A 23,635-nucleotide genomic window follows, 5' to 3' on the forward strand; every position below is an offset into this window, starting at 1 on the left:
CTATCCAAGCTTATATACAATACATTCCGCATTTATTTTACAATATCTTGACACTATGCAGGCACAAAATAGCCGTCGATATGCTCTTTGTCAAGCCCTTCGCCAATGACGATAAACACCGCCTGACCTCGCTCTATAGGCTTAACAGTGATGTTCTTGTGGGTGGCGTTAAGCTCAAGCCACTTGCCCTCAGCGTTTTGCATAAAGCCTTTTACACGGAATATCCTTCCGCACTTGCTGTCGCTCATAAGCCTGCTCACAGCATCTTCCATAGCATTGTCAGGAAGCTTCATATTCATAAAATACAAAGAGGTATAAGCTTTATCTTGGTCGAACCACAGCTTTTCGTGGGAATCGGGCTCATAGCCGCTGTTGGCTATCCTTCCCATATCTTCATCTGTAAGCTCCGACCAGTCTTTCATTATTATCTCAGGCTTAGTCATTCTGTGGCAATGGAACTTTTTCTGCACGGCTTCAAGGTGTTTTAGAGTATCCTCAAGCTCCTGCTTTGTGGCTTCCTGACATCTGCTCATGAGAACTATGCCTGCTTCCGAAAGCTGAGAAGCAAGAAGATAATCAGAAGCTTCCGACAAGTTGGTATCAAGGCAGGCATCTGCAATAGTTATTACGCTTCCTATCTCATACCAATTATCAAGAGGTTCTTCTCTGAGCACGTCAAAGAACTCGTCAGCTTCATAGATACCTGACGGCTCCACAATGACCCTGTCAAGGCCACGCATACCCATAGCGATAAGCTTAGTCTTAAAACGCCGTCTGTGGCAATCCTTATCAGCCGCCGAGACCATTTCAAGGTCGCAATTCTCGTCCAAAAGCTCCTGCAAAAGAAGCATATCCACATTCACTGCACCGAAATCATTCTCCAACACGCCAATTTTACAGCCCTTATCCAAAAGATAACGGGCATATTTTTTTATAAAAGTGGTCTTCCCTGCTCCGAGAAACCCCGTCACAAGGTCTACCTTGGTTTTCTTTTTCTCTGTTTTCATAGTTAATGCCTCCTAATGGTCATATTATATCACATTAGCAAGGCTTTTGCAATGAGAGAAATAAAAAACACGCCTTACAAATTGTAAGACGTGCTATGCCAGTCACTACAAGTGACCTGGTGCGCCAGAAGGGACTCGAACCCCCGACCTACTGGTTCGTAGCCAGTCACTCTATCCAGCTGAGCTACTGGCGCATTCAACTCTAATATTATATCATATGCAAGCACCCTTGTCAACAAGTTAATTGAATTTTACCATTTATTTTACAAAACATTCACATCATTTCTTGCCGCTTCACACCTTTATCATTCCTTTAAATGCCATTGTTTTTCACACTTTTTGTCAATCAAGTGTTTGTAATCATTTGTAATACTTTTTCGGCAAACTGCTCTGTTTTTAACCGAAATTTTTGTAGATTATTTATCATTCTATGCCCTTGACTTATATTCTGATTGTGGTATAATAGTAAATGTTCAATATTATGTTGTGATAAAAGAAGTCAACCACAATATATAGTGGTTGAGCAAAATAGAATGAAAGGAAGAGTATAGGTGAAGATAATAAAAAGAAGCGGCGCTGAGAATACGTTCGATAAGGAAAAGATAGAAAATGCCGTTGCGAAAGCTAATATCACTGTGGAGGAAAAGGATAGGCTCTCTGAGGGAGAGATAGGAGAGATAGCACAGAATATAGAAGACAAATGCTCTGAAATGAATAGGGCTATGGACGTTGAAACTATTCAGGACTGGGTGGAAGCCGATATCATGCGCCACGGCAAGTATACAGTGGCAAAGCATTATATCACCTACCGCTATGAGCGTTCTATCGTCAGACAGGCGAATACTACTGACAAGCAGATACTTTCTCTTCTTAACTTCGAGAACGAGGAAGTCAAGCAGGAAAATTCCAATAAGAACCCTACTGTCAATTCAGTTCAGAGGGATTATATGGCAGGTGAAGTGAGCAAGGATATCACAAGAAGATTTTTGCTTCCTGACGATATTGTTGAGGCTCACGAAAAAGGTCTGATACATTTCCACGACGCCGATTATTTCGCTCAGCATATGCACAACTGCTGTCTTGTAAATCTTGAGGATATGCTCCAGAACGGCACTGTCATAAGCGAGGTCATGATAGAAAAGCCACACAGCTTCTCTACAGCCTGCAATATCGCTACACAATCTATCGCTCAGATAGCTTCTTCACAGTATGGCGGACAGAGTATCACACTTTCCCACCTTGCTCCGTTCGTTCAGATATCCCGTGATAAATACCGCCGTGAGGTAAAAAAAGAGTTCGCAGAGCTTAATATCCCTGCCGACGAGGATACTATAAATAAGGTAGCCGAAATGAGAGTAAAGGCTGAGATAGTTCAGGGCGTTCAGATGATACAGTATCAGGTCATCACTCTTATGACAACAAATGGCCAAGCACCTTTCGTTACTGTTTTCATGTATCTTGACGAAGTACCTGAGGGGCAGACAAGAGATGACCTTGCGGCTATCATAGAGGAAATGCTCAGACAGCGTATCCAAGGAGTAAAGAACGAAAAGGGCGTTTATATAACACCTGCGTTCCCTAAGCTAATATATGTCCTTGAAGAGGACAACATAAGAGAAGGCTCAAAATATTGGGAGCTTACAAAGCTTGCTGCAAAGTGTACCGCAAAGAGAATGGTGCCTGACTATATAAGCGAAAAGAAAATGAAGGAGCTTAAGGTAGACAAGAATGGCAATGGTCAGTGCTACCCTTGCATGGGCTGCAGAAGCTTCCTTACAACATATCTTGACGAAAACGGCAAGCCTAAATATTACGGCAGATTCAATCAGGGCGTTGTTACAATAAACCTTGTGGACGTTGCCTGCTCGTCATATAAGGATATGGATAAGTTCTGGAAGATATTTGATGAAAGACTTGAGCTTTGCAGACGTGCGCTTATGCTTCGTCACGAAAGACTTAAAGGCACTCCGTCAGACGTTGCGCCTATCCTTTGGCAGAACGGTGCATTGGCAAGACTTAAAAAGGGCGAAACAATCGACAAGCTCCTGTTCGGCGGATATTCCACCATATCACTTGGCTATGCAGGTCTTTGCGAATGCGTAAGATACATGACGGGCAAGTCACACACAGACCCTTCAGCAACGCCTTTTGCACTTGAAGTTATGCAGCACCTTAATGACGCCTGCACAAAGTGGAGAGCAGAAACAAACATAGATTTCAGCCTTTACGGCACGCCATTGGAGTCCACAACATACAAATTTGCAAGATGTTTGCAGAAGCGTTTCGGTGTTATCGAGGGTGTAACAGACAGAAACTACATCACAAACAGCTATCATATCCATGTTACCGAGAACATCGACGCATTTGACAAGCTCACCTTTGAGTCACAGTTCCAGGCTCTCTCACCGGGAGGAGCTATCAGCTATGTGGAAGTGCCGAATATGCAGAACAACATAGAGGCTGTTCTTGCAGTTATGCAGCATATTTACGACAACATCATGTATGCCGAGCTTAACACAAAGAGCGACTACTGTCAGAAGTGCGGTTTTGACGGTGAGATAAAGATAGTAGAAGATGACGGCAAGCTTGTATGGGAGTGTCCGAACTGCGGCAACAGAGATCAGAACACTCTGAACGTTGCAAGGCGTACCTGCGGCTACATCGGCACACAGTTCTGGAATCAGGGCAGGACTCAAGAGATAAAAGAGAGAGTTTTGCATTTGTGATTTCATAAAAAACTCATGTGAATTTTGAATTTAAAATGGAACATTAACAGAAAATTCACAAACACGATTTTGATTTTAAAATGGAACATTAATATATTATTCACAAACTCGAGTTTGAATTTAAAATGGAATATATTTAAAAGTTCACAAAATATTCGCTAAAAGTTATCATATTTTTATGCATGATTTGTTATTATTTAGTTAGAAAATATCGAATAGCACAAGTCATTTTAAAAATATAAATGGATTTCTTTTAGTGCGACAGTGAAGAGCGATCATGCATTGCGCATGACCGCTCTTTTTTTCGTGGGGTGAATATATGAGCAAACGTATATCCAGAGCAACGAAACTGGCAAGGGGACAAGGATCCGGCGAGGGCGCAACGTATAAACCATATGTTATGACCAATGAGTTCAATAGCTTGGGGACAACTTCCGTCATTAAGGATTGGAAAACAGGACGTGGCGTTCATTGCCTGTCACAGGCAGAAGCTTTATGGTACTACATTCTCCGCTGGGACGATAATAATATAGATATTCGGGAACAATACCCTCTTGACCGAAATATCACACGCAAGATCGCTGACAAATATGGTTTTAAACACCCAGGAAATTCTGATCATATTATGACAACCGATTTCCTTGTCACAAAGAAAAATAATAAACTGCACGCATATTCTGTGAAACCCGACCGTGACCTAAGCAAGCGTACCTTGGAAATTCTCTGTATAGAAAAGCTCTACTGGAAACACAACAATATTGAGTTTGATATGCTTTTCAAAGAGGACGTTAACACGATATTGGCGTCAAATATAAGGCTTGTCACAGAATATTATGACGAAAGCCGTGTTTTTGATAGATATAGTAACATAAGACATAATATCGCCACGAAAAAGATCAGCTGCGATATGGAAGACAACATTCTAACCAATGACGATCTGGATAAAATATGGGGTGAATACTGCAATGAATGAGCCAATTTTTGCCGTGGGCAATATCTTATCTAACAAATATAATCATACTAGATATAGAGTGATCTCTATCCTTGGTGATACTGTGGTCTTATGTTTAATGGATACATCAAAATTTGAATTAGCCTTTTTTGATATCGAAATGGTAACAGATAGTATCAATGATGAAAGCATTATCATTGAAAAAGATGAAGATGCAATAATATTTGATAGTAATGTTCTTTCAAAATCAGCAAGAAAAAAGTTTGAAACCAAATTTAAGCTCTTACAGGAAGTTGTAAACATATATGGCCCGTCATATGCAAGACTCTATGGAAAACATGACAAACCAGAATTAAAAGAGCTCTTGAACAAATATGATATTGCGAAGAACTCTTTTTGGAGGCTATGTACCAGATACTTTCAAAGCGGTATGAAACCATATTCCCTGCTTGACAAAAAGAGTTTTGGCGTCAACAAAGGCAAAACATATCAGTACACAAATAAACCGGGACAGAAGTCCAAATATGTTGAATCAAATATATATTTAGACGAACAAACACTATCAAGATTTGAAGAAGCATTAGCAGATTACAAGTCTGGAAGACAAAAGACATTACGCAATTCATTTCAAAAAATGAATATGAAATATTACACAATGACAGAACTCATTGACGGAGTATCATCATATATCCTTATGCCTGAGTCAGAACGTCCAACGTTGGGTCAGTTTTACTATTACGCTCAAAAACACCTGACAAAGGCAGAAAAAGATCTGATAAAAACCTCTGCCGCTGAACAGCGGAACAACAAAAGACTTCTCATAAGCGATTCATTGAAAGACGTTTATGGACCTGCGGATATGGTAGAGATAGACGCTTGTGAGGCTGATGTTTCTCTGGTATCTGAGCTTGACCCTGATCAGGCAATAGGCCGCCCTATCGTGTATTTTATGATAGACGTATATTCTAGGATAATACTTGCGGTGTCAGTTGCATTTGACAATAACTCTATTCTCGGCATAACAAATCTGTTTTTGAATCTAGCTGACGATAAGCTGGAATATTGTAAAAAATACGGTATTGAATTTAATGATAAAAGGCTATGGCCGTCAGGCATTATCCCAAAAAGAATAAGAGTGGACCGTGGAAGCGAATTTAAAAGCTATGAGTTTGACAGAATATGCAACGAGATCGGAATTGAAAAACAAATAGTCAGCGGTGCGTCAGGCTCTCTCAAGGGCGTTGTTGAGCAAGCCTTTCATCAAATGCACGCCAAGCAGAATGTTCACCTCGAAAATCATGGACTTATCGAGAAAAGATATGATTCTCTTCATCACAAAGAAGCCTCTCTCACCATACACGATTACACCCGAATGGTGATAAACTTTGTGTTAGCACATAATCAGCAGCACCTTGAAACATACCCTCTCACAAAAGAAATGATAGAAAAGAACATAGCTCCTGTTCCTGCAATATTGTGGGAATACGGTTCAAAAAAATATGGAATGCCGCAGCCGATACCTGTTCTTAAACAATACCTTTATAGCCTGATGACGCCTATCAAAGCCAAGATATCAAAGCGAGGCATAAGCTACAAAGGCTTGTGGTACTTTGCACCTAACGATAAACGGCTGATGTCAGCGATGTATGCCGCAGGCACAAGGCGTATGCCATTTGAAGTGAGAATGGATATGCGTGATGTGGGTGCCATATACTACATCAGAAATTCCAAGCTGGTAAAGATACCACTAAACGTCCTCATTACAGGCAACAGCGACTATAAGGGACTTACAATGAAACAATATGAAGAATATTATAGTGCAAAAAAGAAAATGCAGGCTAAAGGCAGGATAGACAACGAAAAAATAGACTCTGCCGTGTATGCAAACAACGAGAGTATCGTTAAGTCAGCAAAGAAAAACGTTCACTCACGAACAACGGACATACGAAGCTCCCGTGAGATCGACAAGCAAAAAGTATCTTATGAGGGCAAGATAAGCACAAGACTTGAAAACAAAGATGAAACGTCCAAAAACATTTCAGCAGATGAACAAAAAGAAAACGGTGTGACCGAGTATCGGGATTATGCAAGCTTTGAAGAAGCTTTGCAGGACTTTTATGACAACAACTGATGTCAAACTTGGGGAGATAACGAATGGCAAAATATAATTATGTAACATGTGAAGAAGGCGTGTCACAGTATGATGATTACGATCTAAACGAACATCGGATAGTTCCTGCACGATATGTTAAAGCCAAACTAGCAATAGACGCTGGTAATCCATACATAGAAGCTCTACCATATCCGAGAACAGGAAGAAACATCATATCGTCATATAGCCAAACTATGGCCGATTTTGATTACGATAAAATAAAGAGTATGTCAACCATTGATAAGATACTTCAGATAAGATCTCTGAGGAGCATACGCTTTCCGCTTCCATTTCATGCAGAGCTTGAGCTTTCTTTCTACAATGCCTTGATAACATCATACAGATCACGTCACATTCTTCATTCTGACAATGATAAGGTATCTTATTCCGTGGAAAACCAGGAATTCGCCGCATCAAATATTTTGATAGGCGATTCAAGTGCTTCCACAGACGCAGGCTTTTCTCTTATCGGATATTCAGGCTGCGGCAAAAGCTCTGCAATACAAATGCTTGTATCATACTATCCGCAAGTTATTATGCACACAACAGAAAACGGAGAGTATTTTCCTCAGATAACATATCTTGTTGTCAACTGTATCCCAAACAGCAATTTTTCTGCCTTGTATGACGGCATAGGTGACGCTATCGATAAAGCGTTGGGAAATATCAAACCCATATATTCCGCTGTGATAATGAAAATAAGGACATTAGGCGCAAAAGCAGAGCGTATCCGTGAATATGTAGAAAAGTTCGCTATTGGAATCATCATTTTCGACGAAATACAGCTAATAGATTTTTCGCACACACGAGAAAACTCTTTCGATTCTCTGCTTACACTCTCAAACAGAACTAAGGTCGCAACAGCTGTTGTGGGTACAGAAGACGCAAAAGCCAAAATGTTTAAAACACTCAGAACAGCTCGAAGAGTCGGCAATGTCATTAATGGGAATATGTATTGTACGGACAGAAATTTCTTTTACTTTCTTGTAAACGAACTTTTCCGATACCAATGGTTTGATAAACCTGTTACAGTTTCAGAGGAGATAACAGACGCTTTGTATGATGTTACAAATGGAATCGTAGACCAGCTTATCAGCATTTACATATATATGAATATTGATTTTTTAAACAGAAAGAAAAAGCCTGAAATAAACAGCAAGTATATATATGCTGTAACAAACAAACATTTCGCAGGACTTCGTGATGTATTGGAAAATCTTGATTCTGACTTTAGCGATTATCTTATGCAAGAAATAAAGGAAAATGCAAAGCTTGAGCTTGATAAAATAGAAGATGAAGCCAAACAGCTCAAAGAAGCCGAGAAAATATTAAATAATAACAGCAGTGAGGAAAAGGTACAAATAAAAAATGTTGTGGCAAACATCACCGCTATCTATGATGAATACACGCCAACACAAATAGAAGACGCTTTCAAAAAGGTAATAAGGAAAAAATCATCAGTTGGAAAGGCCGAAAGAGAAATAAGCAAATTGGTAATAGAACAGCTTACAAAACAGCAACACACAAGATCAGATCTGCATAAAAAGAACACTCCAAGCGTAATTCAAATGCAGAACTTTCTTGGCATAGATAAAGAGGACAAATAAATGCCTGTTATTCCTGTATACAGAAACCCTTATCCTGATGAATTAATGTATTCCTGGATACATCGTCTGGCAAAGAAAAATGGTTTGCCGATAACAACTTTTGCAGACTCATATCTTAATAAATTCAACTCCAAAATTGGCTCTCTGGAATATGACATTCGATATGGACTATTATGTCTTAACGAGAGTTTTTTCATTCAAAAGGATCTCAAAGAAATGTTCTTATCTATGTCAATATTTCCTTTTGAGGCTATGTTTTTCTCTGTAGGACAACAAACACGATATGTAAACAATATGTTTAGAAAGCCTGATCCGCTAAATGCTCCGGTAAATACGATGATAAGGGAAATACACATATGCCCACAATGCATAGAAAATGACATTGAAATATTTGGAGAACCATATATACACAGGGCTCATCATCTTTCAGGCGTATGCACCTGTCACAAACACAAGACCCCATTGTATAAGTATACTGGCATCAAGGGTCACGAATTTGAATATGACTTATCCCATTATACAGAGCTAGAGATCAAAGACATAGCTATAGAAAATGAATACACCGACTATGCTCAAGCTCTTTTTAATTCAAATACAAACTGCAATATAGCTGATCTAAAACATATGATATACAACAAGTTAAAAGAACTTGGACATAAAGCAACAAATGGGTATGAAGATTTTATCTCTGCATTTAATGACTCAAAACTTGTAACTTTGTTTGATGCAGATCTTAAAAACTTCTTGCTTGTAAGTATTATCAGTACTCAGAGTACAAGTGCTAGATCAATGCTCCCACTTTTAATGTACCTATTTCCAAATGTGCAGGAAATCATACATCGGTTTGAAAATGCTCCGCCTATTATACAAAAATACCACTGTGCTGAGTGCGGCAAAAACTTCTATGCAACACCTACATCACTCACAGAGGGCTGGGGCTGTACTTATTGCGACGCTAATAAACTAATAGATGAAAGGTACAAAAAACTGATAGACTTTGCTGGTAAAGGGAATTATGAGCCACTAGAGCCATTTAGATCATTAAATATAAAATCAAAGATACATCATAAAATCTGTGGTGAAACAATACAGATAAAACCACGTAAATTCATATTCGACCATGTTAGGTGTATATGTGAAAGTCTGTTAAATGAATGGGATGTAAGGCAAAAGCTTGAAGAATTTGAAGACTATGAATTTATTAGCTATGATAGTGAGTCTTCAAAAATAACTATGCGAAGCAAGGCTTGTGGACATGTATTCAGTTGCAGATTCCATAAATTCATAAAATATCCGAGTTGTCGAGTATGCCGCCCTAAAAATATGACAACTGAGCTATACGCCGAAAGAGTATATGATCTAGTCGGGGATGACTACACAGTTTTAGGTGAATTCGTTGATCAAAGGACTAGGATTGCAATAAAGCACAACAAATGCGGTGGAATACAAGAATACAAGCCGTCGGCATTCCTTGACGGTCAGAGGTGCAACGCCTGTAATTCATTGATCGTAAAAAAAGCAAACGATTCTTGGGAAAAAGGGTATGCCTTACTCTGTGAATACAAAGAGGAATGTGGCACTGCCAATATACCAAAGCGTGATCACTATAAAGGTGTCTTTCTAGGCAATTGGTTGCAATCGCAGAGAGACAAATATAAGGCGGGTAAACTGACTCGATCACAAGAAGACGCTCTTGTATCATTAGGAATAACACTTGATCCATTAGCTGCAGAATGGGAAAGAAGATACGAACAATATAAAAGATATATCCAACAAAATAACGGAAGTTCAGATATTCCAAAACGAACTATTTTTGAGGGTGAAAAACTTGGCGTTTGGGTGGTACTGCAAAGAAGGAACTACAACATAGGAAAGCTAAGTGAAGAACGCTACAAGAAGCTTTGCGATATAAATATGAAGTTTTAATAGGCTGTAATAATTTTTGAGCGGATAACTTTGGCCAGACAGTTATCTGCTCAAAATATTTTTTTGGTAAATGTATAGCTTTTTGAAAGAATAAGTGGTATAATGTAGTAAAACTACTTGTACAAAATATTTAGATTAATTGGAGAAATTACAATGACAGTTGATACAAAAAAAGAACAGGAACGAGATGAGCTTCATCGTGCCATATGGGCAATCGCAGATGAACTCAGAGGTGCAGTTGATGGTTGGGATTTCAAAAACTATGTCCTCGGCACTATGTTTTACAGATATATTTCAGAAAATATAACTAACTACATAAATGAAGGCGAACTCGAAGCAGGAAATACTGATTTTGATTACGCTCAAATGGGTGATAATGATGCAGAAGAAGCCCGTGAGGGATTAGTGCAGGAAAAAGGTTTCTTTATTCTTCCGTCAGAACTTTTCTGTAATGTAAGATCAGCAGCGAAAAATGATGAAAATCTAAATGAAACTCTTGAAAGAGTATTCCGTCACATTGAAGAATCTGCAAAAGGCAGCGAATCGGAATCAGACTTTGCAGGTCTGTTTGATGACTTTGATGTAAACAGCAACAAGCTTGGCTCAACAGTTGCAAAGAGAAACGAAAAGCTTTGTAAGCTTCTTGACGGCGTGGCAGATATGAATCTAGGTGACGTCAAAGATCACGATATAGATGCATTTGGTGATGCTTATGAATATCTTATGACTATGTATGCTTCCAACGCAGGAAAATCCGGTGGTGAATTCTTCACTCCTGCCGATGTATCAGAACTTCTTACAAGACTTGGTACAGTCGGCAAAACTGAAATCAATAAGGTATATGATCCAGCCTGCGGAAGTGGTTCGCTTCTTTTAAAGGCGGAAAAGGTACTTGGAAAAGATAAGATACGCAACGGCTTTTATGGTCAAGAAATAAATATCACAACCTACAACCTTTGTCGTATCAATATGTTTTTACACGATATTGGTTTTGACAAATTTGATATTGCTTGCGAAGATACTCTTATCGCACCTGCACATTGGGACGATGAGCCGTTTGAACTGATAGTTTCAATTATCTGTAGTTGGATGGTTTTCTTTATTCCTTTCCATAAGAAATTCTATACATATTTGCATTTAAATATCAAGATTAAAATGCACGCTTTGCGATCTTGACATTTAAATGCAAATATGATGATAAGCAATTATGGAAAGGAATGTCGAATAGTTTTGATTCAATAATTTTGAACTCCAGATAATAATTGATCCACCTTACTCAATAAAATGGGCTGGCGATGACAATCCTCTGCTCATAAACGACCCACGTTTTGCCCCCGCAGGTGTACTTGCACCAAAAAGCAAAGCTGATATGGCGTTCATAATGCACAGCCTTTCCTGGCTTGCATCTAACGGAACGGCTGCGATCGTATGCTTCCCGGGAATTATGTATCGTGGCGGTGCTGAGCAGAAGATCCGAAAATACTTGATAGACAATAACTTTGTTGACTGTATAATACAACTTCCTGCAAATCTTTTCTTTGGCACTTCTATTGCCACCTGCATTATGGTGCTAAAAAAATGTAAAACAGACAGCAAGACCTTATTTATTGACGCTACCAATGAATGTATCAAGGTTACGAACAATAATAAGCTTACTCCCGAAAATATAAACAAGATCGTTGGCTGCTTTGCTGAACGCAGCGAGATAAAACATTTTTCGCATCTTGCCGATTATGATGAGGTCAAGGAAAATGACTATAATCTTTCGGTTTCAACATATGTTGAGGCTGAGGACACAAGAGAAAAGATCGATATTGTCAAGCTTAATGCTGAGATCAAAGAGATAGTTGCTCGTGAACAGGTGCTTCGTGATGAGATCGACAAGATCATTGCAGAAATCGAGGTGTAATTATGGGAGAATTTTTTCCATATCAAGATTTTGGAATGGATATATGGAAACATAAAAAATTGCCGATAATAGAATCACATGATTTTGATTTTTTTAGATGCCTTGAATTTAACGATAGTTATTATGGAAAAACAGTAAGTGAACTTCATAGCGGAAATCTAAGATTAAGCAGAAAGGATAATAGGTATTCAAATCTCTTTCCAGGACAAAAACTGTCATATTGGGCAGACAGTCCACAAACGGCAAGAGCTGAAATAAAAAAGTGGGGATCAGGTAATAATTATTTGACATTTTGGGCATATGACGATGGGAGCAGTTTTATCCCTACAGTTTATCCGGCTGAAAATATTCGGATAATCGACGGTATTCATTTTGGTTTTGATAAGATTTTGAAAAAAGTTGGTAACCATGAAGAATTGACCAGTAACGAAAAGGAGTTTATTGATAAAATAGGACGTGAAAAACCAGATTGTCTTGCTTATTATTCAGAAGCCAAGGTAGGAGGCATTTGCTTTTTATTTTTTGAACAAGGGTTTAAAAAACTTTCGCTTCGTGAAGTAACATTACGTTTAGGTGATTATAAAGGAAAAAACACAGCAAAGGTGACTTGTGCAATTACAAGTGATTTTACTCCGGTATTGGAAGGCTATGGCTATTATTTTTCTCCAATTGCAAAGACGAAATATGATGATACATATACAACAAGCGAAGAATATATACTTCGGAAACAAGTTGAGGATTATTCACATGAACAAATAATGGAGATGATGCGATGAGCAGATTAGAAGAACTGATTCAAAAATTATGTCCTGACGGGGTAGAGTATTGTCAATTATCTACATTGGCAGATATCAGTACAGGTAGTCATAATACAAACGAGGAGTTGGATGATGGAGCATATCCATTTTTCGTACGTTCTCAGGATGTACGTAGATTAAATACGTACGATTATGATGAAACTGCAATTATCACATCGGGGGATGGCGTTGGCGTCGGGAAAATTTTTCACTATATTAGTGGGAAATATGCACTACACCAAAGAGCATACCGAATTCATATTATTGATGATAGAATTATGTCAGAATTCTTCTTTCATTATATGAAAGCCACATTTTTCGAGTACATTCAAAAGACTGCAGTAAACTCCTCTGTAACTTCTGTTCGTAGAACAATGCTAAATAAATATCCTGTTCCCGTCCCTCCCCTAGAAGTCCAACGTGAAATTGTCCGAATACTTTGACAATTTCACATCACTTACAGCGGAGCTGCAAGCGGAGCTGCAAGCGAGAAAGAAACAGTATGAGTATTATAGGGATGAGTTGTTAAAGCCACAGGAAAAAATTCCAATGGTGACACTAGGTGAAATTGGACGAGTAAGAATGTGCAAACGTATTTTAAAAGAACAAACGAATTCTATTGGAGATGTACCATTTTATAAAATCGGTACTTTCGGAAAAAAAGCAGATGCCTTTATTACGCAAGAATTGTTTGAGGAATATAAAAAAAAGTACTCCTATCCTGAAAAAGGTGATATTTTAATATCTTGCTCTGGAACAATCGGCAGAACCATTATATTCGATGGAAAACCATCATATTTTCAAGATTCCAATATTGTTTGGTTAGAACACGATGAAACAAAAGTATTAAATAAATATTTAATGTATTGTTATTCTAAACAGCCTTGGAAAATTTCAACAGGAGGAACAATATCTCGACTATATAATGATAATATTTTGAAAGCTAAAATACCAGCTCCATCTTTGAATGTTCAAAAACGTCTTGTAGAAGTGTTAGACAACTTTGAAAAAATCTGCTCCGACCTAAATATAGGCTTGCCTGCTGAAATTGAAGCAAGACAAAAGCAATACGAGTATTATCGTGACGCACTTCTGTCTTTCGACAATTCATATTTTGTTAACGTAGAGAGAGAGAGAGAGAGAGAGAGAGAGAGAGAGAGAGAGAGAGATGAGTGGCACAGCGGATTGATCAAGCTGTGGCAGTATGTGTTTGGGTATGCACCAGTTAAGCTGAAAGATATTGCAATTTCTATCAAAGACGGAATGCATAATTTACCAAAATCGCTCTTTGATAACGGTGACTATCCAATATTATCTGCACAGAATATTCACAATGGCTTCATTGATTTTTCTACCAAAAGATACGTTGATATTAATACATTTTTAAAAGAGAGAAGAAGGACTAATATAGAAAGTGGTGATGTATTATTGACTATTGTTGCTACTATTGGACGAACAGCAATAATTAAAGATAATACTGACTTTTTACTTCAAAGAAGTGTATGTGTAATAAAGCCCAAAAGATGTGTCTTACCAAGTTATTTAAAATATTATCTTGATACATCAAAAACTCAAGCATATATGCAATCAAATGCACACGGCTCTGCTCAGGCAGGTCTGTATTTGAATCAAGTAGCAGAAATTGAAATTATGTTGCCAACTTTGAAAGAACAAGAACGAATCGTATCAATTCTCGACAGGTTCGATTCATTGTGCAATGATATTTCATCTGGCTTGCCTGCAGAGATCGAAGCAAGGCAAAAACAATATGAATATTATAGAGATAAATTACTCAGCTTTTAGTAATTAAGTAAAGGAGGCGGCTATTGTGCCATATTTCAATATTGTCGCACAGACAACAGAAAACACCGTTGTTACAGAGTATGAGCCGGCAAAAACACGTTCTAGCAACTATCAATCTGAAGCAGCATTGGAAAAAGAATTTATCCATATGCTCACAGAGCAGGGCTATGAATATCTTAAAATTCATCATGAAAAAGATCTTATCGCAAATCTGCGTACTCAGCTTGAAAAGCTCAATGACTATCATTTTACTGAAAACGAATGGGAAAGATTTTTCAAGGATTCAATAGCAAATCAAAACGAGGGTATCGTTGAAAAGACACAAACGATACAAGAAGATAATATCAAGAACTTAAAGCGTGATGACGGAAGCACAAAGAATATTACTATTATTGACAAGAAGAATATCCACAATAACTTTTTGCAGGTCATAAATCAGTATGTCATCGGTACAGCCGAGGGTGCAAAACACGACAATCGTTATGATGTCACTATCCTTGTAAATGGCTTGCCACTTGTCCACGTTGAGTTAAAACGCAGAGGTGTAGCTATCCGTGAGGCGTTCAATCAGATAAACCGATACCAGCGTGACAGCTTTTGGGCAGGGAGTGGTCTGTTTGAATATACGCAGATTTTCGTTATCTCAAATGGAACAAATACCAAATATTATTCTAACAGCACTCGATTCAATGCAATAAAAGATGCAAATAAGAATTCCGCAAAGAAAGGTAAAACCAGCAATAGTTTTGAGTTTACGTCTTTCTGGGCAGATGCAAACAATCGTGTCATTCCCGACCTGATAGACTTTACAAGAACATTCTTTGCCAAACATACGATCTTGAATATCATTACTAAGTACTGCATATTTACATCAGAAAATATGCTTATGGTAATGCGACCTTATCAAATAACCGCAACAGAACGTATTCTTAACCGAATCGAGATCGCTAATAACTACAAAAAATATGGCACTATCGCTGGTGGCGGTTATATATGGCATACAACAGGTTCTGGAAAGACGCTTACATCATTTAAAACAGCAAGATTAGCTTCATCTCTCCCCTATATTGATAAAGTGCTGTTCGTAGTTGACCGTAAGGATCTTGACTATCAAACGACGAAAGAATATGATCGTTTTGAAAAAGGCGCAGCTAACAGCAATACCTCTACCGCTATTCTGAAAAAACAGTTGGAAGATATTAATGCTCATATTATTATAACCACCATTCAGAAACTTGCAACGTTTATCAAGAAAAACAAAGACCACGACGTATATAATAAACACGTTGTTATAATCTTCGATGAGTGCCACAGAAGCCAGTTTGGTGATATGCACGCTGCCATTGTAAAAAGCTTCAAGAAATATCACCTATTTGGATTCACTGGAACACCTATCTTTCCTGCCAACACAGGAAGTGTTCGCAAGCCACAGTTCTTCACAACTGAGCAGACTTTTGGCGACCAACTCCATACATATACGATCGTTGATGCTATCAATGATAAAAATGTCCTACCATTCAGAGTTGATTATGTAAAAACAATGGATATGGGTGAAGATATTGATGACGAACAGGTGTGGGACATTGCCCGTGAAAAGGCTATGATGGCGCCTGAAAGAATAAGTCTTGTCACAAAGTATATTCTTGACAATTTTGATAGAAAGACCTATCGGGGTGATAAAACCTATATCTACAATGCACTTACCAACATATCAGAAGTAGCATCCAGCAAAAATGGCACAGTAGAGGAGATAAAACAAAAGCAACGTATAAGCGGTTTTAATTCTATTTTTGCAGTTGCGTCTGTGCCTATGGCAAAGTTATATTATCAAGAATTTAAGAAACAAATGTCAGCTGACCCTACAAAGCAACTCCGTATTGCTACTATTTATAGCTATGGTGCAAATGAAGCTGAATATGACGAGAATACAAGTGGTATTCTTGATGAAGAGAATTCAGAAGATACATCAGCACTTGACCAATCCTCAAGAGACTTCCTTGAATCAGCCATAAAAGACTATAATGAAATGTTCCATACGAACTACTCAACGGATAGTGATAAGTTCCAGAACTATTATAAAGATGTTTCTCTTCGTATGAAGAACAAGGAATTGGATTTGCTGATAGTTGTAAACATGTTTCTTACAGGCTTTGATGCCACAACTTTGAATACATTATGGGTTGATAAGAATTTGAAAATGCACGGACTAATTCAGGCATTTTCAAGAACAAACCGAATCCTTAACTCAATTAAGACCTTCGGTAATATTGTGTGCTTTAGAAATCTTCAGAAGCGTGTTGATACTGCTATATCACTTTTCGGAGATAAAAATGCAGGCGGTATCGTACTTATGAAAGGATTCAAAGATTATTATTATGGCTATGAGGGTATTGACGGCAAGCCACACCCTGGCTATATTGATATGGTCGATGAGCTTACATCAAAGTTTCCACTTATAGAGCCACAGATCATAGGCGAACAAAATCAGCGAGATTTTATTTCTCTCTTTGGTGCTATTCTTCGTATGAGAAACCTTTTGTCTGCTTTTGACGAATTTGCAGATAAAGAATTGATCAATGAACGTGATCTGCAAGATTATTTAGGCAGATACCAAGACCTACGAGATGAATGGAATGAAAGACGCAGACGAGGTGAAAGCACAGACATTATTGATGACATTGTATTTGAAGTTGAACTTATCAAACAGATAGAAATCAATATAGATTATATTCTTATACTTGTCAAGAAATATCACGATAGTCACTGTGAAGATAAAGAGGTACTTGTTTCAATCAAGAAAGCCATTGATGCAAGCCCCGAGCTTCGCAGCAAAAAAGCTCTTATTGAAACCTTTATTGCTGGTATAAATGATGTAGAAGATGTTATGTCAGAATGGCACGACTACGTTGTAGATAGACGTGAAGAAGAACTTGTTCAAATCATTAAAGACGAAAAGCTGAAAGAACCTGAAACACGAAAATTTATAGAAAATGCATTCCGTGATGGTGAGATCAAAACAACAGGAACAGACATTGATAAGCTTATGCCTCCTGTATCTCGCTTTGGTGGTGGAAATAGAGCAGTAAAGAAACAAAGTGTTATCGATAAGTTGAAAGCTTTCTTTGAAAAGTTTTTCGGTGTTGGTGGTTCAACAAGATTCACTGATGAAGATGAACCCTAATATAAAGTATGTTCCATTTTAAATTCAAAATAAAATATCGCAACTTCATAAAAAATTAAACTTGTTCCATTTTAAATTCAAAATATTTTGTGTATACTTGTAATAAAATAACGAATGTTCCATTTTAAATTCAAAAAAACTAATAAAATCGGGACAAAAACAGCCCTGTTTGTTCCATTTTAAAATCAAAATAAACAACTCAAAACTGCAAAATCCGAAGCATTAAATTTTCAAAAACCCAAAAATTTTTTTGAGCGATTTTCAAAAAAGTGAACATTTCCTTAAAACCCAAAAATTTTTCAGCCAAAATCGCAAAATTTTGAACATTATAGCCGTTAAAACTCAAAAGTTCAAAAATCAAAACTCGTCAAAAAAATGAACATTATAGCAAGGAAAACTCAAAAACTCAAAACTGCAAAATCCGAAAATAATGAACATTATTATTGACATAAAACAGCAAACAGCATATAACTATCGGGGCAATACAAAATCGTATTGCCCTGCGTTGTATGTATGAAAGGAGCGGAAAATGAATTATTGTGAGATAAAGAAAACCGATATCGCCAATGGCTCAGGAGTGAGGGTCACGCTGTTCGTATCAGGTTGCAGACACCACTGCAAGGGCTGTTTTCAGCCTGACACTTGGAACTTTGACTACGGCAAGCCTTTCACCGATACCACCGCAGACGAGATACTTAACGCCCTCTCAAAGGGCTATATAAAAGGACTTACGCTCCTTGGTGGCGAACCTATGGAGCCTGAGAACCAGCCTGAGCTTACAAAGCTTCTCCGCCGTGTGAAAACTGAGCTTCCCGACAAGGACGTGTGGTGCTACACAGGCTGTACCCTTGAAACTGACCTGCTTGCAGGCTCAAAGTCCCCATACAGAACACAGTACACAGACGAAATGCTGAGCCTTATCGACTACCTCGTTGACGGCGAATTTGTTCTCGAAAAGAAAAACATCTCATTGAAATTCAGAGGATCTGAAAATCAGAGGATACTTCATAAAGAGGACGGGGTTTGGCTGCCTTGCGAAGATATGTAAAACAAAACCGCTCCCCGTGACATCACGAAGAGCGGTTTTTTTATACAAATTGTAGGGGGACAGCGTCCTCGACGTCCCATTTATTGACCATGTGTCATGCTCTTGACCTTACTTCTCAGACTTTGTAAAGAATATCGCCTTTATAAGCTGGATAACGAGCATAGAGCCAAAGCTTAGAATGTATATCCATGCAAACTGCATACCTGTCATGTCTGCTATCTTGAAAAGTCCTTTAAGCGGTGGAACGAGCAGAACGGAGTTTAAAAATACCATTCCAAGACCGAACGCCATAAGACCGAACTTGTTGTTGAAAAAGTCCTTTGAGAAGATAACAGGACCTTTTTTCTTGCAGGAGAATCCGTGGAACAATCTTGCGGAGCAAAGCACTGCGAATGCCATCGTCATACCAAGAGCTGCGCTTGTCTTGTTTCCCATAAGGAAAGCCGAAGCTACTGCTATCGCTATAACTACGCCATACAATGCGATCTCGCCCAGGAAAGGACGTGTGAGTATAGATTCATTTGCGTTTCTTGGCTTGCGTTTCATGACCTCTTCGGAGTGAGGTTCAAGACCCAAACCGATAGCAGGAAGCGAGTCTGTAAGCAGATTAATAAACAGCAAATGTATTGCCGCAAACGGAACAGGAAGTCCAAGCAGTGAGTTGAAAAGCACCACAAGAATTGCCGCAAAGTTGCCCGAAAGCAGGAAGAGTATAGCCTTTTTAATGTTCTCGTAAATGTTTCTGCCGTTTCTTATGGCCTTGACTATAGTTGCAAAGTTATCGTCTGCAAGCACCATTGAGGCAGCGTCCTTTGAAACCTCAGTTCCTGTGATGCCCATTGCAACGCCCACATCAGCCTGCTTTAACGCAGGTGCGTCGTTCACACCGTCGCCTGTCATGGAAACTATACAGCCGTTTGCCTGCCAAGCCTTTACGATCCTTATTTTATGCTCAGGTGTAACACGAGCGTAAACAGCCTTGTCCTTTACAAAGTCAACAAGCTCTTCGTCTGAATAAGCGTCAAGCTCGTGACCCTCAACAGCCTTTGAGTTGTCGTCAAGAATACCTATCTCACGGGCAATAGCCGAAGCCGTAACGATATGGTCGCCTGTTATCATGACTGGCTTTATGCCTGCCTTGCGGCATTCCGTAACAGCCGCCTTTGATTCCTCTCTCGGAGGATCCATCATAGCAATAAGACCGACAAACTCCAATCCGTCCTCGTCCTCTGGACATACGGTATCCTTGTCAAATTTTTTCTCTGCAAATGCAAGTATACGCAGACCTTTTTCCGAAAGCTCTGCCACACGCTGGGTTATAACAGCCTTTTCTTCGTCGCTTGAAGTTATCCTGTTTATAAGAACGTCAGCCGCACCCTTTACATAAAGCACCTTTTCGCCGTCGATAACGTGCAGAGTTGACATAAGCTTTCTGTCTGAATCAAATGGTATCTCAGAAATTCTAGGGAGATCTTCCCTCACCTTGTCAGTGTCGATACCAAGCTTTGTGCCAAAATTGATAAGAGCCGTTTCTGTAGGGTCGCCTATCTCAACGCCGTCCTTACAGCTTGAATCGTTGCAAAGGATCATGGCTCTTGTCATAGTCTTGACCTTTTCATCGTCAATATCAACAGCGTCAGTGTCGATTATCCTGCCGTCTACCATTATTTTTCTGACCGTCATCTTGTTCTGAGTAAGAGTACCGGTCTTGTCAGAGCATATTACAGAAACGCTGCCCAAGCCCTCAACAGCTTGAAGCTTTCTTATGATAGCGTTTTCCTTTGACATTTTCTGTGTGCCGAAAGAAAGCACAATAGTAACGATAGAGCTGAGAGCCTCAGGAATAGCCGCAACAGCAAGTGCGATAGCAAACATGAACGAATCCATAAGCTTGCCGCCACGAAGCACACTAAGTCCGAACACTACTGCACAGACAATAAGTATAGCAATGGAAAGCTTTTTGCCGAACTCGTCAAGTGTGTTCTGGAGAGGCGTTTTTCTCTCTGATGCGTTTTGGATAAGCGAGGCTATCTTGCCCACCTCAGTGTCCATACCAACCTCAGTGACAAGCATTTTTCCTCTGCCGTATGTGACAAAAGAGCCTGAATAAACCATGTTAGCACGCTCAGCAAGAGGCTTTTCGCCCTCTATATCGCTCATATCCTTGTCGATATTAACGCTCTCGCCTGTAAGCGCAGACTCGTTCACCTGAACAGACGCACATTCTATCAGCCTGCCGTCTGCACATATCTGGTCGCCTGCCTCGATAAGAAGAATGTCGCCCACTGCGATCTCCTCAGAGGGGATAATGACCTTTTCGCCGTTACGAAGAGCCTTAGCCGTCGGCGCAGAAAGCTTTTTAAGGTTCGTCAGTGACTTTTCAGCCTTGACAGTCTGAACTGTACCCAAGATAGCGTTCATTGTGATAACAACGAGAATTACCGCACAGCTCTCAACGTCTTTCATGAAAGCTGAAACTATCGCAGCAATAATGAGTATAAGCACAAGGAAGTCCTTATACTGCTCTAAAAAAATCATGGGAATGGACTTTTTCTTGCCCTCCGTGATAACATTTCGTCCGAACTTTTCGCAGTTTTTCACTGCCTGCTCGGTTGAAAGACCATTTTCACCTGATGAAAACTCAGTGTAAAGCTGGTCAAGTTTTTTCTGATACTGCTTCATAAAATACCACCTTTTTTATTTTTTCCTGTAGTCGCTGCCGATATACCCTTCAAAGCCTCCTTTTCTCATAGGCTCAGAAAAATAAACGCATAAAAAATCGGCAAGACGTTTATTGGGTAAACTGCACCTATGGCAATTTAATCAATAAAAGTCTCGCCGTTTAGATATGCAGCGGTCCCTCATCGGAACGTACTGACGCAAACATAAACGGATCTCTCCGCCAGCTACTCTCTTTTACTATGAGGTTATTATAACCTATATTTTTGATTTTGTCAATAGTTTTTTATATATTTTATTGTACATTTACAACTCATTTGCTTAATCTCATTTCCAAACACTGCCCTTGATTATTATTCCAAAAGGTGCTATAATAGCATTGGTGATAATAATGAAAAGGAAAATACTTGTAGGTCTGCTTACCGCCGTTATCTTTTTGGCTTGCGCCCTTGTGATAAATATAACCCCGAAGGTGGAGAAAGGTTCAGTTGTGCTGACCTGTGACGGAAGCAAATATGAGCTTCCCGGCACTGAAAAGACACGATACTGCAATGGCAAGACCGAGAGCCTTTCCGCTGAAAAGAGCTTTGAAGATCTGCTCTCCTCTGTACCGTCATTTAATGTAAAGGCGGATGTAGATAAGGACGGCAATGTTACCCTTAAAACCCCTATGTCCGTAGAAGCCACAGGGGACAGGCTCGGGGATGTGCTTTACACTGTCTACAGCTATGACGGAAAGGTGCTTGCCAAGGAGTCCAAAAAGCTGGAGCTTCCAAAAGAGGATATTGACGGCTGTCTTGTGAAGATAAAAATTACATGGGGCAAGAAAGACACAAGCTATCTTGAAGAAGATTACTGGTTTGCCGCAATGTACAATACCGAAAGATAAACATAACATCAAGATGTTGGGGCGGCCTCTGGTCGCTCACTTTATTTCTGTAAACTTTCAGACAACAAAACGTCGGACGAATTTGAAAACGTCCGACGTTTTGTTTTTTAACATATTTGAAATCCTATTATGCCCACCATACAAATAACGCTGCCGATAAATCTCAGCTTTGTGATAGGCTCTTTTCTTATGAGCGCTATAACAAACAGCGAACACAGTATCATAGGCTGGATAAATGACGCACTCGCAAGGCTCACAGCAATAACAGCGTTCTCCGCAAGCAGACCTGCCACATTCGGGATCTTTGTAAGCACAACCACCCATGCGCCCTTTTGATTTTTCTTGAATATCTCCAAAGGCTTCGCCCTTGGCAGAAGTATGATAGCCATAAGTATAAGCGCAAAGAACAGCGCCATGGTCGAGGATATGTAATTCTCCGACGCTCTTACAACTATGCCGTAGCCGTATCTTGCCAAAAGATAGAACACCAGAGGAACAACTATCCTGCGGTAATTTATATTGCCGCTGTCCGTTCTGCCTGATTTTGCGATAAAAACAAGTCCTGCAACAGTAAGCACGATAAAAAGGAACTTGAAAATGCTCGGCTTTTCACCAAGGAAAATATCCGTTGCATAGGACATGAAAAGGGTGATACCAAGCCAAGCCTTAAGCTCAAAGGCTGATATTTCGTCAAGGATAATAGCCGAAAGCTTAAATTCAAGGATTTTCGACAAGCACAGCAGACCTATCGCTGCAAAGGATTGCCAGCTAAATGTGATAGTCCTGTCGAGGAAAGGCAGACAGCAAGCCATGAAAACAGCCGTTGCCGCCGCCATTAAGAATCCAAGCTCATCGCCGTTGAATTTTGCCGTTGAAACAGCGTACTTGTCACTAAGGGAACATATTGTGTAGCATACAACTACAAGTATAAGCAAAAACATTATTTTTCTTCTTCCTTA

General features: G+C 39.3%; 14 protein-coding genes, 1 tRNA gene and 2 pseudogenes. 13 read left to right on the forward strand and 4 right to left on the reverse strand.

Annotation, left to right across the window (positions count from 1 at the left end; translation table 11 throughout):
• Positions 1–53 precede the first annotated feature (53 nt).
• A complete protein-coding gene (locus DWW81_RS02065; RefSeq protein WP_117897372.1) occupies positions 54–1,007 on the reverse strand; it encodes a GTP-binding protein in 954 nt (317 codons plus the stop codon).
• A 117-nt stretch (positions 1,008–1,124) separates the two neighbouring features.
• Positions 1,125–1,201: transfer RNA gene (locus tag DWW81_RS02070), tRNA-Arg, on the reverse strand.
• 357 nt (positions 1,202–1,558) lie between these two features.
• Here DWW81_RS02070 and nrdD point away from each other — a divergent pair.
• The 12 genes and pseudogenes from nrdD to nrdG all read left to right on the forward strand — a co-directional run bounded on the left by nrdD (position 1,559) and on the right by nrdG (position 19,108).
• The gene (gene nrdD / locus DWW81_RS02075; RefSeq protein ID WP_117897371.1) at positions 1,559–3,733 is read left to right on the forward strand and encodes an anaerobic ribonucleoside-triphosphate reductase; all 2,175 of its coding nucleotides are present in this window, start codon (positions 1,559–1,561) and stop codon (positions 3,731–3,733) included.
• A 319-nt stretch (positions 3,734–4,052) separates the two neighbouring features.
• Complete coding sequence (locus DWW81_RS02080; protein WP_117877784.1) at positions 4,053–4,706, forward strand: TnsA endonuclease N-terminal domain-containing protein; 654 nt, start codon at positions 4,053–4,055, stop codon at positions 4,704–4,706.
• Positions 4,707–5,340: 634 nt separating this feature from the next.
• Positions 5,341–6,816 (forward strand): DDE-type integrase/transposase/recombinase, encoded by a 1,476-nt coding sequence (locus tag DWW81_RS02085; protein ID WP_181982647.1) that lies wholly within the window; start codon positions 5,341–5,343, stop codon positions 6,814–6,816.
• 23 nt (positions 6,817–6,839) lie between these two features.
• Positions 6,840–8,444, forward strand: coding sequence for an AAA family ATPase (locus DWW81_RS02090; protein ID WP_117897369.1), 1,605 nt, complete (start codon positions 6,840–6,842; stop codon positions 8,442–8,444).
• Positions 8,445–10,370, forward strand: coding sequence for a Helicase associated domain protein (locus tag DWW81_RS02095; protein ID WP_117897368.1), 1,926 nt, complete (start codon positions 8,445–8,447; stop codon positions 10,368–10,370).
• Between the two features lie 153 nt (positions 10,371–10,523).
• Positions 10,524–11,444, forward strand: a pseudogene (locus tag DWW81_RS02100) (type I restriction-modification system subunit M); the annotation flags it as partial.
• Positions 11,445–11,613: 169 nt separating this feature from the next.
• Positions 11,614–12,279, forward strand: a pseudogene (locus DWW81_RS02105) (type I restriction-modification system subunit M); the annotation flags it as partial.
• 2 nt (positions 12,280–12,281) lie between these two features.
• Entirely contained in the window at positions 12,282–13,055 is a 774-nt protein-coding gene (locus DWW81_RS02110; RefSeq protein WP_207659990.1) for a hypothetical protein, read from the forward strand.
• Entirely contained in the window at positions 13,052–13,519 is a 468-nt protein-coding gene (locus DWW81_RS13370; protein ID WP_207659989.1) for a restriction endonuclease subunit S, read from the forward strand. Before DWW81_RS02110 ends, DWW81_RS13370 begins: the two co-directional genes overlap by 4 nt.
• Positions 13,497–14,879, forward strand: coding sequence for a restriction endonuclease subunit S (locus tag DWW81_RS13375; RefSeq protein ID WP_207660180.1), 1,383 nt, complete (start codon positions 13,497–13,499; stop codon positions 14,877–14,879). The genes DWW81_RS13370 and DWW81_RS13375 overlap by 23 nt, the downstream gene beginning before the upstream one ends.
• A gap of 25 nt (positions 14,880–14,904) precedes the next feature.
• A complete protein-coding gene (locus DWW81_RS02125) occupies positions 14,905–18,060 on the forward strand; it encodes a type I restriction endonuclease subunit R (RefSeq protein ID WP_117897367.1) in 3,156 nt (1,051 codons plus the stop codon).
• A gap of 529 nt (positions 18,061–18,589) precedes the next feature.
• Complete coding sequence (gene nrdG, locus DWW81_RS02130) at positions 18,590–19,108, forward strand: anaerobic ribonucleoside-triphosphate reductase activating protein (protein ID WP_117897366.1); 519 nt, start codon at positions 18,590–18,592, stop codon at positions 19,106–19,108.
• A 108-nt stretch (positions 19,109–19,216) separates the two neighbouring features.
• Here the strand turns inward: nrdG and DWW81_RS02135 are convergent, their stop codons facing one another.
• Positions 19,217–21,790: a cation-translocating P-type ATPase gene (locus DWW81_RS02135; RefSeq protein WP_117897365.1), complete on the reverse strand. Its 2,574-nt coding sequence runs from the start codon at positions 21,788–21,790 to the stop codon at positions 19,217–19,219.
• Between the two features lie 388 nt (positions 21,791–22,178).
• Between DWW81_RS02135 and DWW81_RS02140 the strand changes: the two genes are divergently transcribed.
• Positions 22,179–22,676, forward strand: coding sequence for a hypothetical protein (locus tag DWW81_RS02140; protein ID WP_117897364.1), 498 nt, complete (start codon positions 22,179–22,181; stop codon positions 22,674–22,676).
• A 107-nt stretch (positions 22,677–22,783) separates the two neighbouring features.
• Here DWW81_RS02140 and DWW81_RS02145 read toward each other — a convergent pair whose 3' ends face one another.
• On the reverse strand, positions 22,784–23,617 hold the full coding sequence (locus DWW81_RS02145; RefSeq protein ID WP_117897363.1) for a hypothetical protein: 834 nt from the start codon (positions 23,615–23,617) through the stop codon (positions 22,784–22,786).
• Positions 23,618–23,635 lie beyond the last annotated feature (18 nt).

It is taken from the genome of Ruminococcus sp. AF17-1AC (assembly GCF_003461385.1).
GTDB classification, from domain to species: domain Bacteria; phylum Bacillota; class Clostridia; order Oscillospirales; family Ruminococcaceae; genus Hominimerdicola; species Hominimerdicola aceti.

Excerpts from the sequence above, each read along its gene's own strand:
- DWW81_RS02065 (WP_117897372.1), bottom strand. The coding sequence starts at position 1,007 with ATGAAAACAGAGAAAAAGAAAACCAAGGTAGACCTTGTGACGGGGTTT.
- DWW81_RS02080 (WP_117877784.1), top strand. The coding sequence starts at position 4,053 with ATGAGCAAACGTATATCCAGAGCAACGAAACTGGCAAGGGGACAAGGA.
- DWW81_RS02085 (WP_181982647.1), top strand. The coding sequence starts at position 5,341 with ATGACAGAACTCATTGACGGAGTATCATCATATATCCTTATGCCTGAG.
- DWW81_RS02090 (WP_117897369.1), top strand. The coding sequence starts at position 6,840 with ATGGCAAAATATAATTATGTAACATGTGAAGAAGGCGTGTCACAGTAT.
- DWW81_RS02095 (WP_117897368.1), top strand. The coding sequence starts at position 8,445 with ATGCCTGTTATTCCTGTATACAGAAACCCTTATCCTGATGAATTAATG.
- DWW81_RS02110 (WP_207659990.1), top strand. The coding sequence starts at position 12,282 with ATGGGAGAATTTTTTCCATATCAAGATTTTGGAATGGATATATGGAAA.
- DWW81_RS13370 (WP_207659989.1), top strand. The coding sequence starts at position 13,052 with ATGAGCAGATTAGAAGAACTGATTCAAAAATTATGTCCTGACGGGGTA.
- nrdG (WP_117897366.1), top strand. The coding sequence starts at position 18,590 with ATGAATTATTGTGAGATAAAGAAAACCGATATCGCCAATGGCTCAGGA.
- DWW81_RS02135 (WP_117897365.1), bottom strand. The coding sequence starts at position 21,790 with ATGAAGCAGTATCAGAAAAAACTTGACCAGCTTTACACTGAGTTTTCA.
- DWW81_RS02140 (WP_117897364.1), top strand. The coding sequence starts at position 22,179 with ATGAAAAGGAAAATACTTGTAGGTCTGCTTACCGCCGTTATCTTTTTG.
- DWW81_RS02145 (WP_117897363.1), bottom strand. The coding sequence starts at position 23,617 with ATGTTTTTGCTTATACTTGTAGTTGTATGCTACACAATATGTTCCCTT.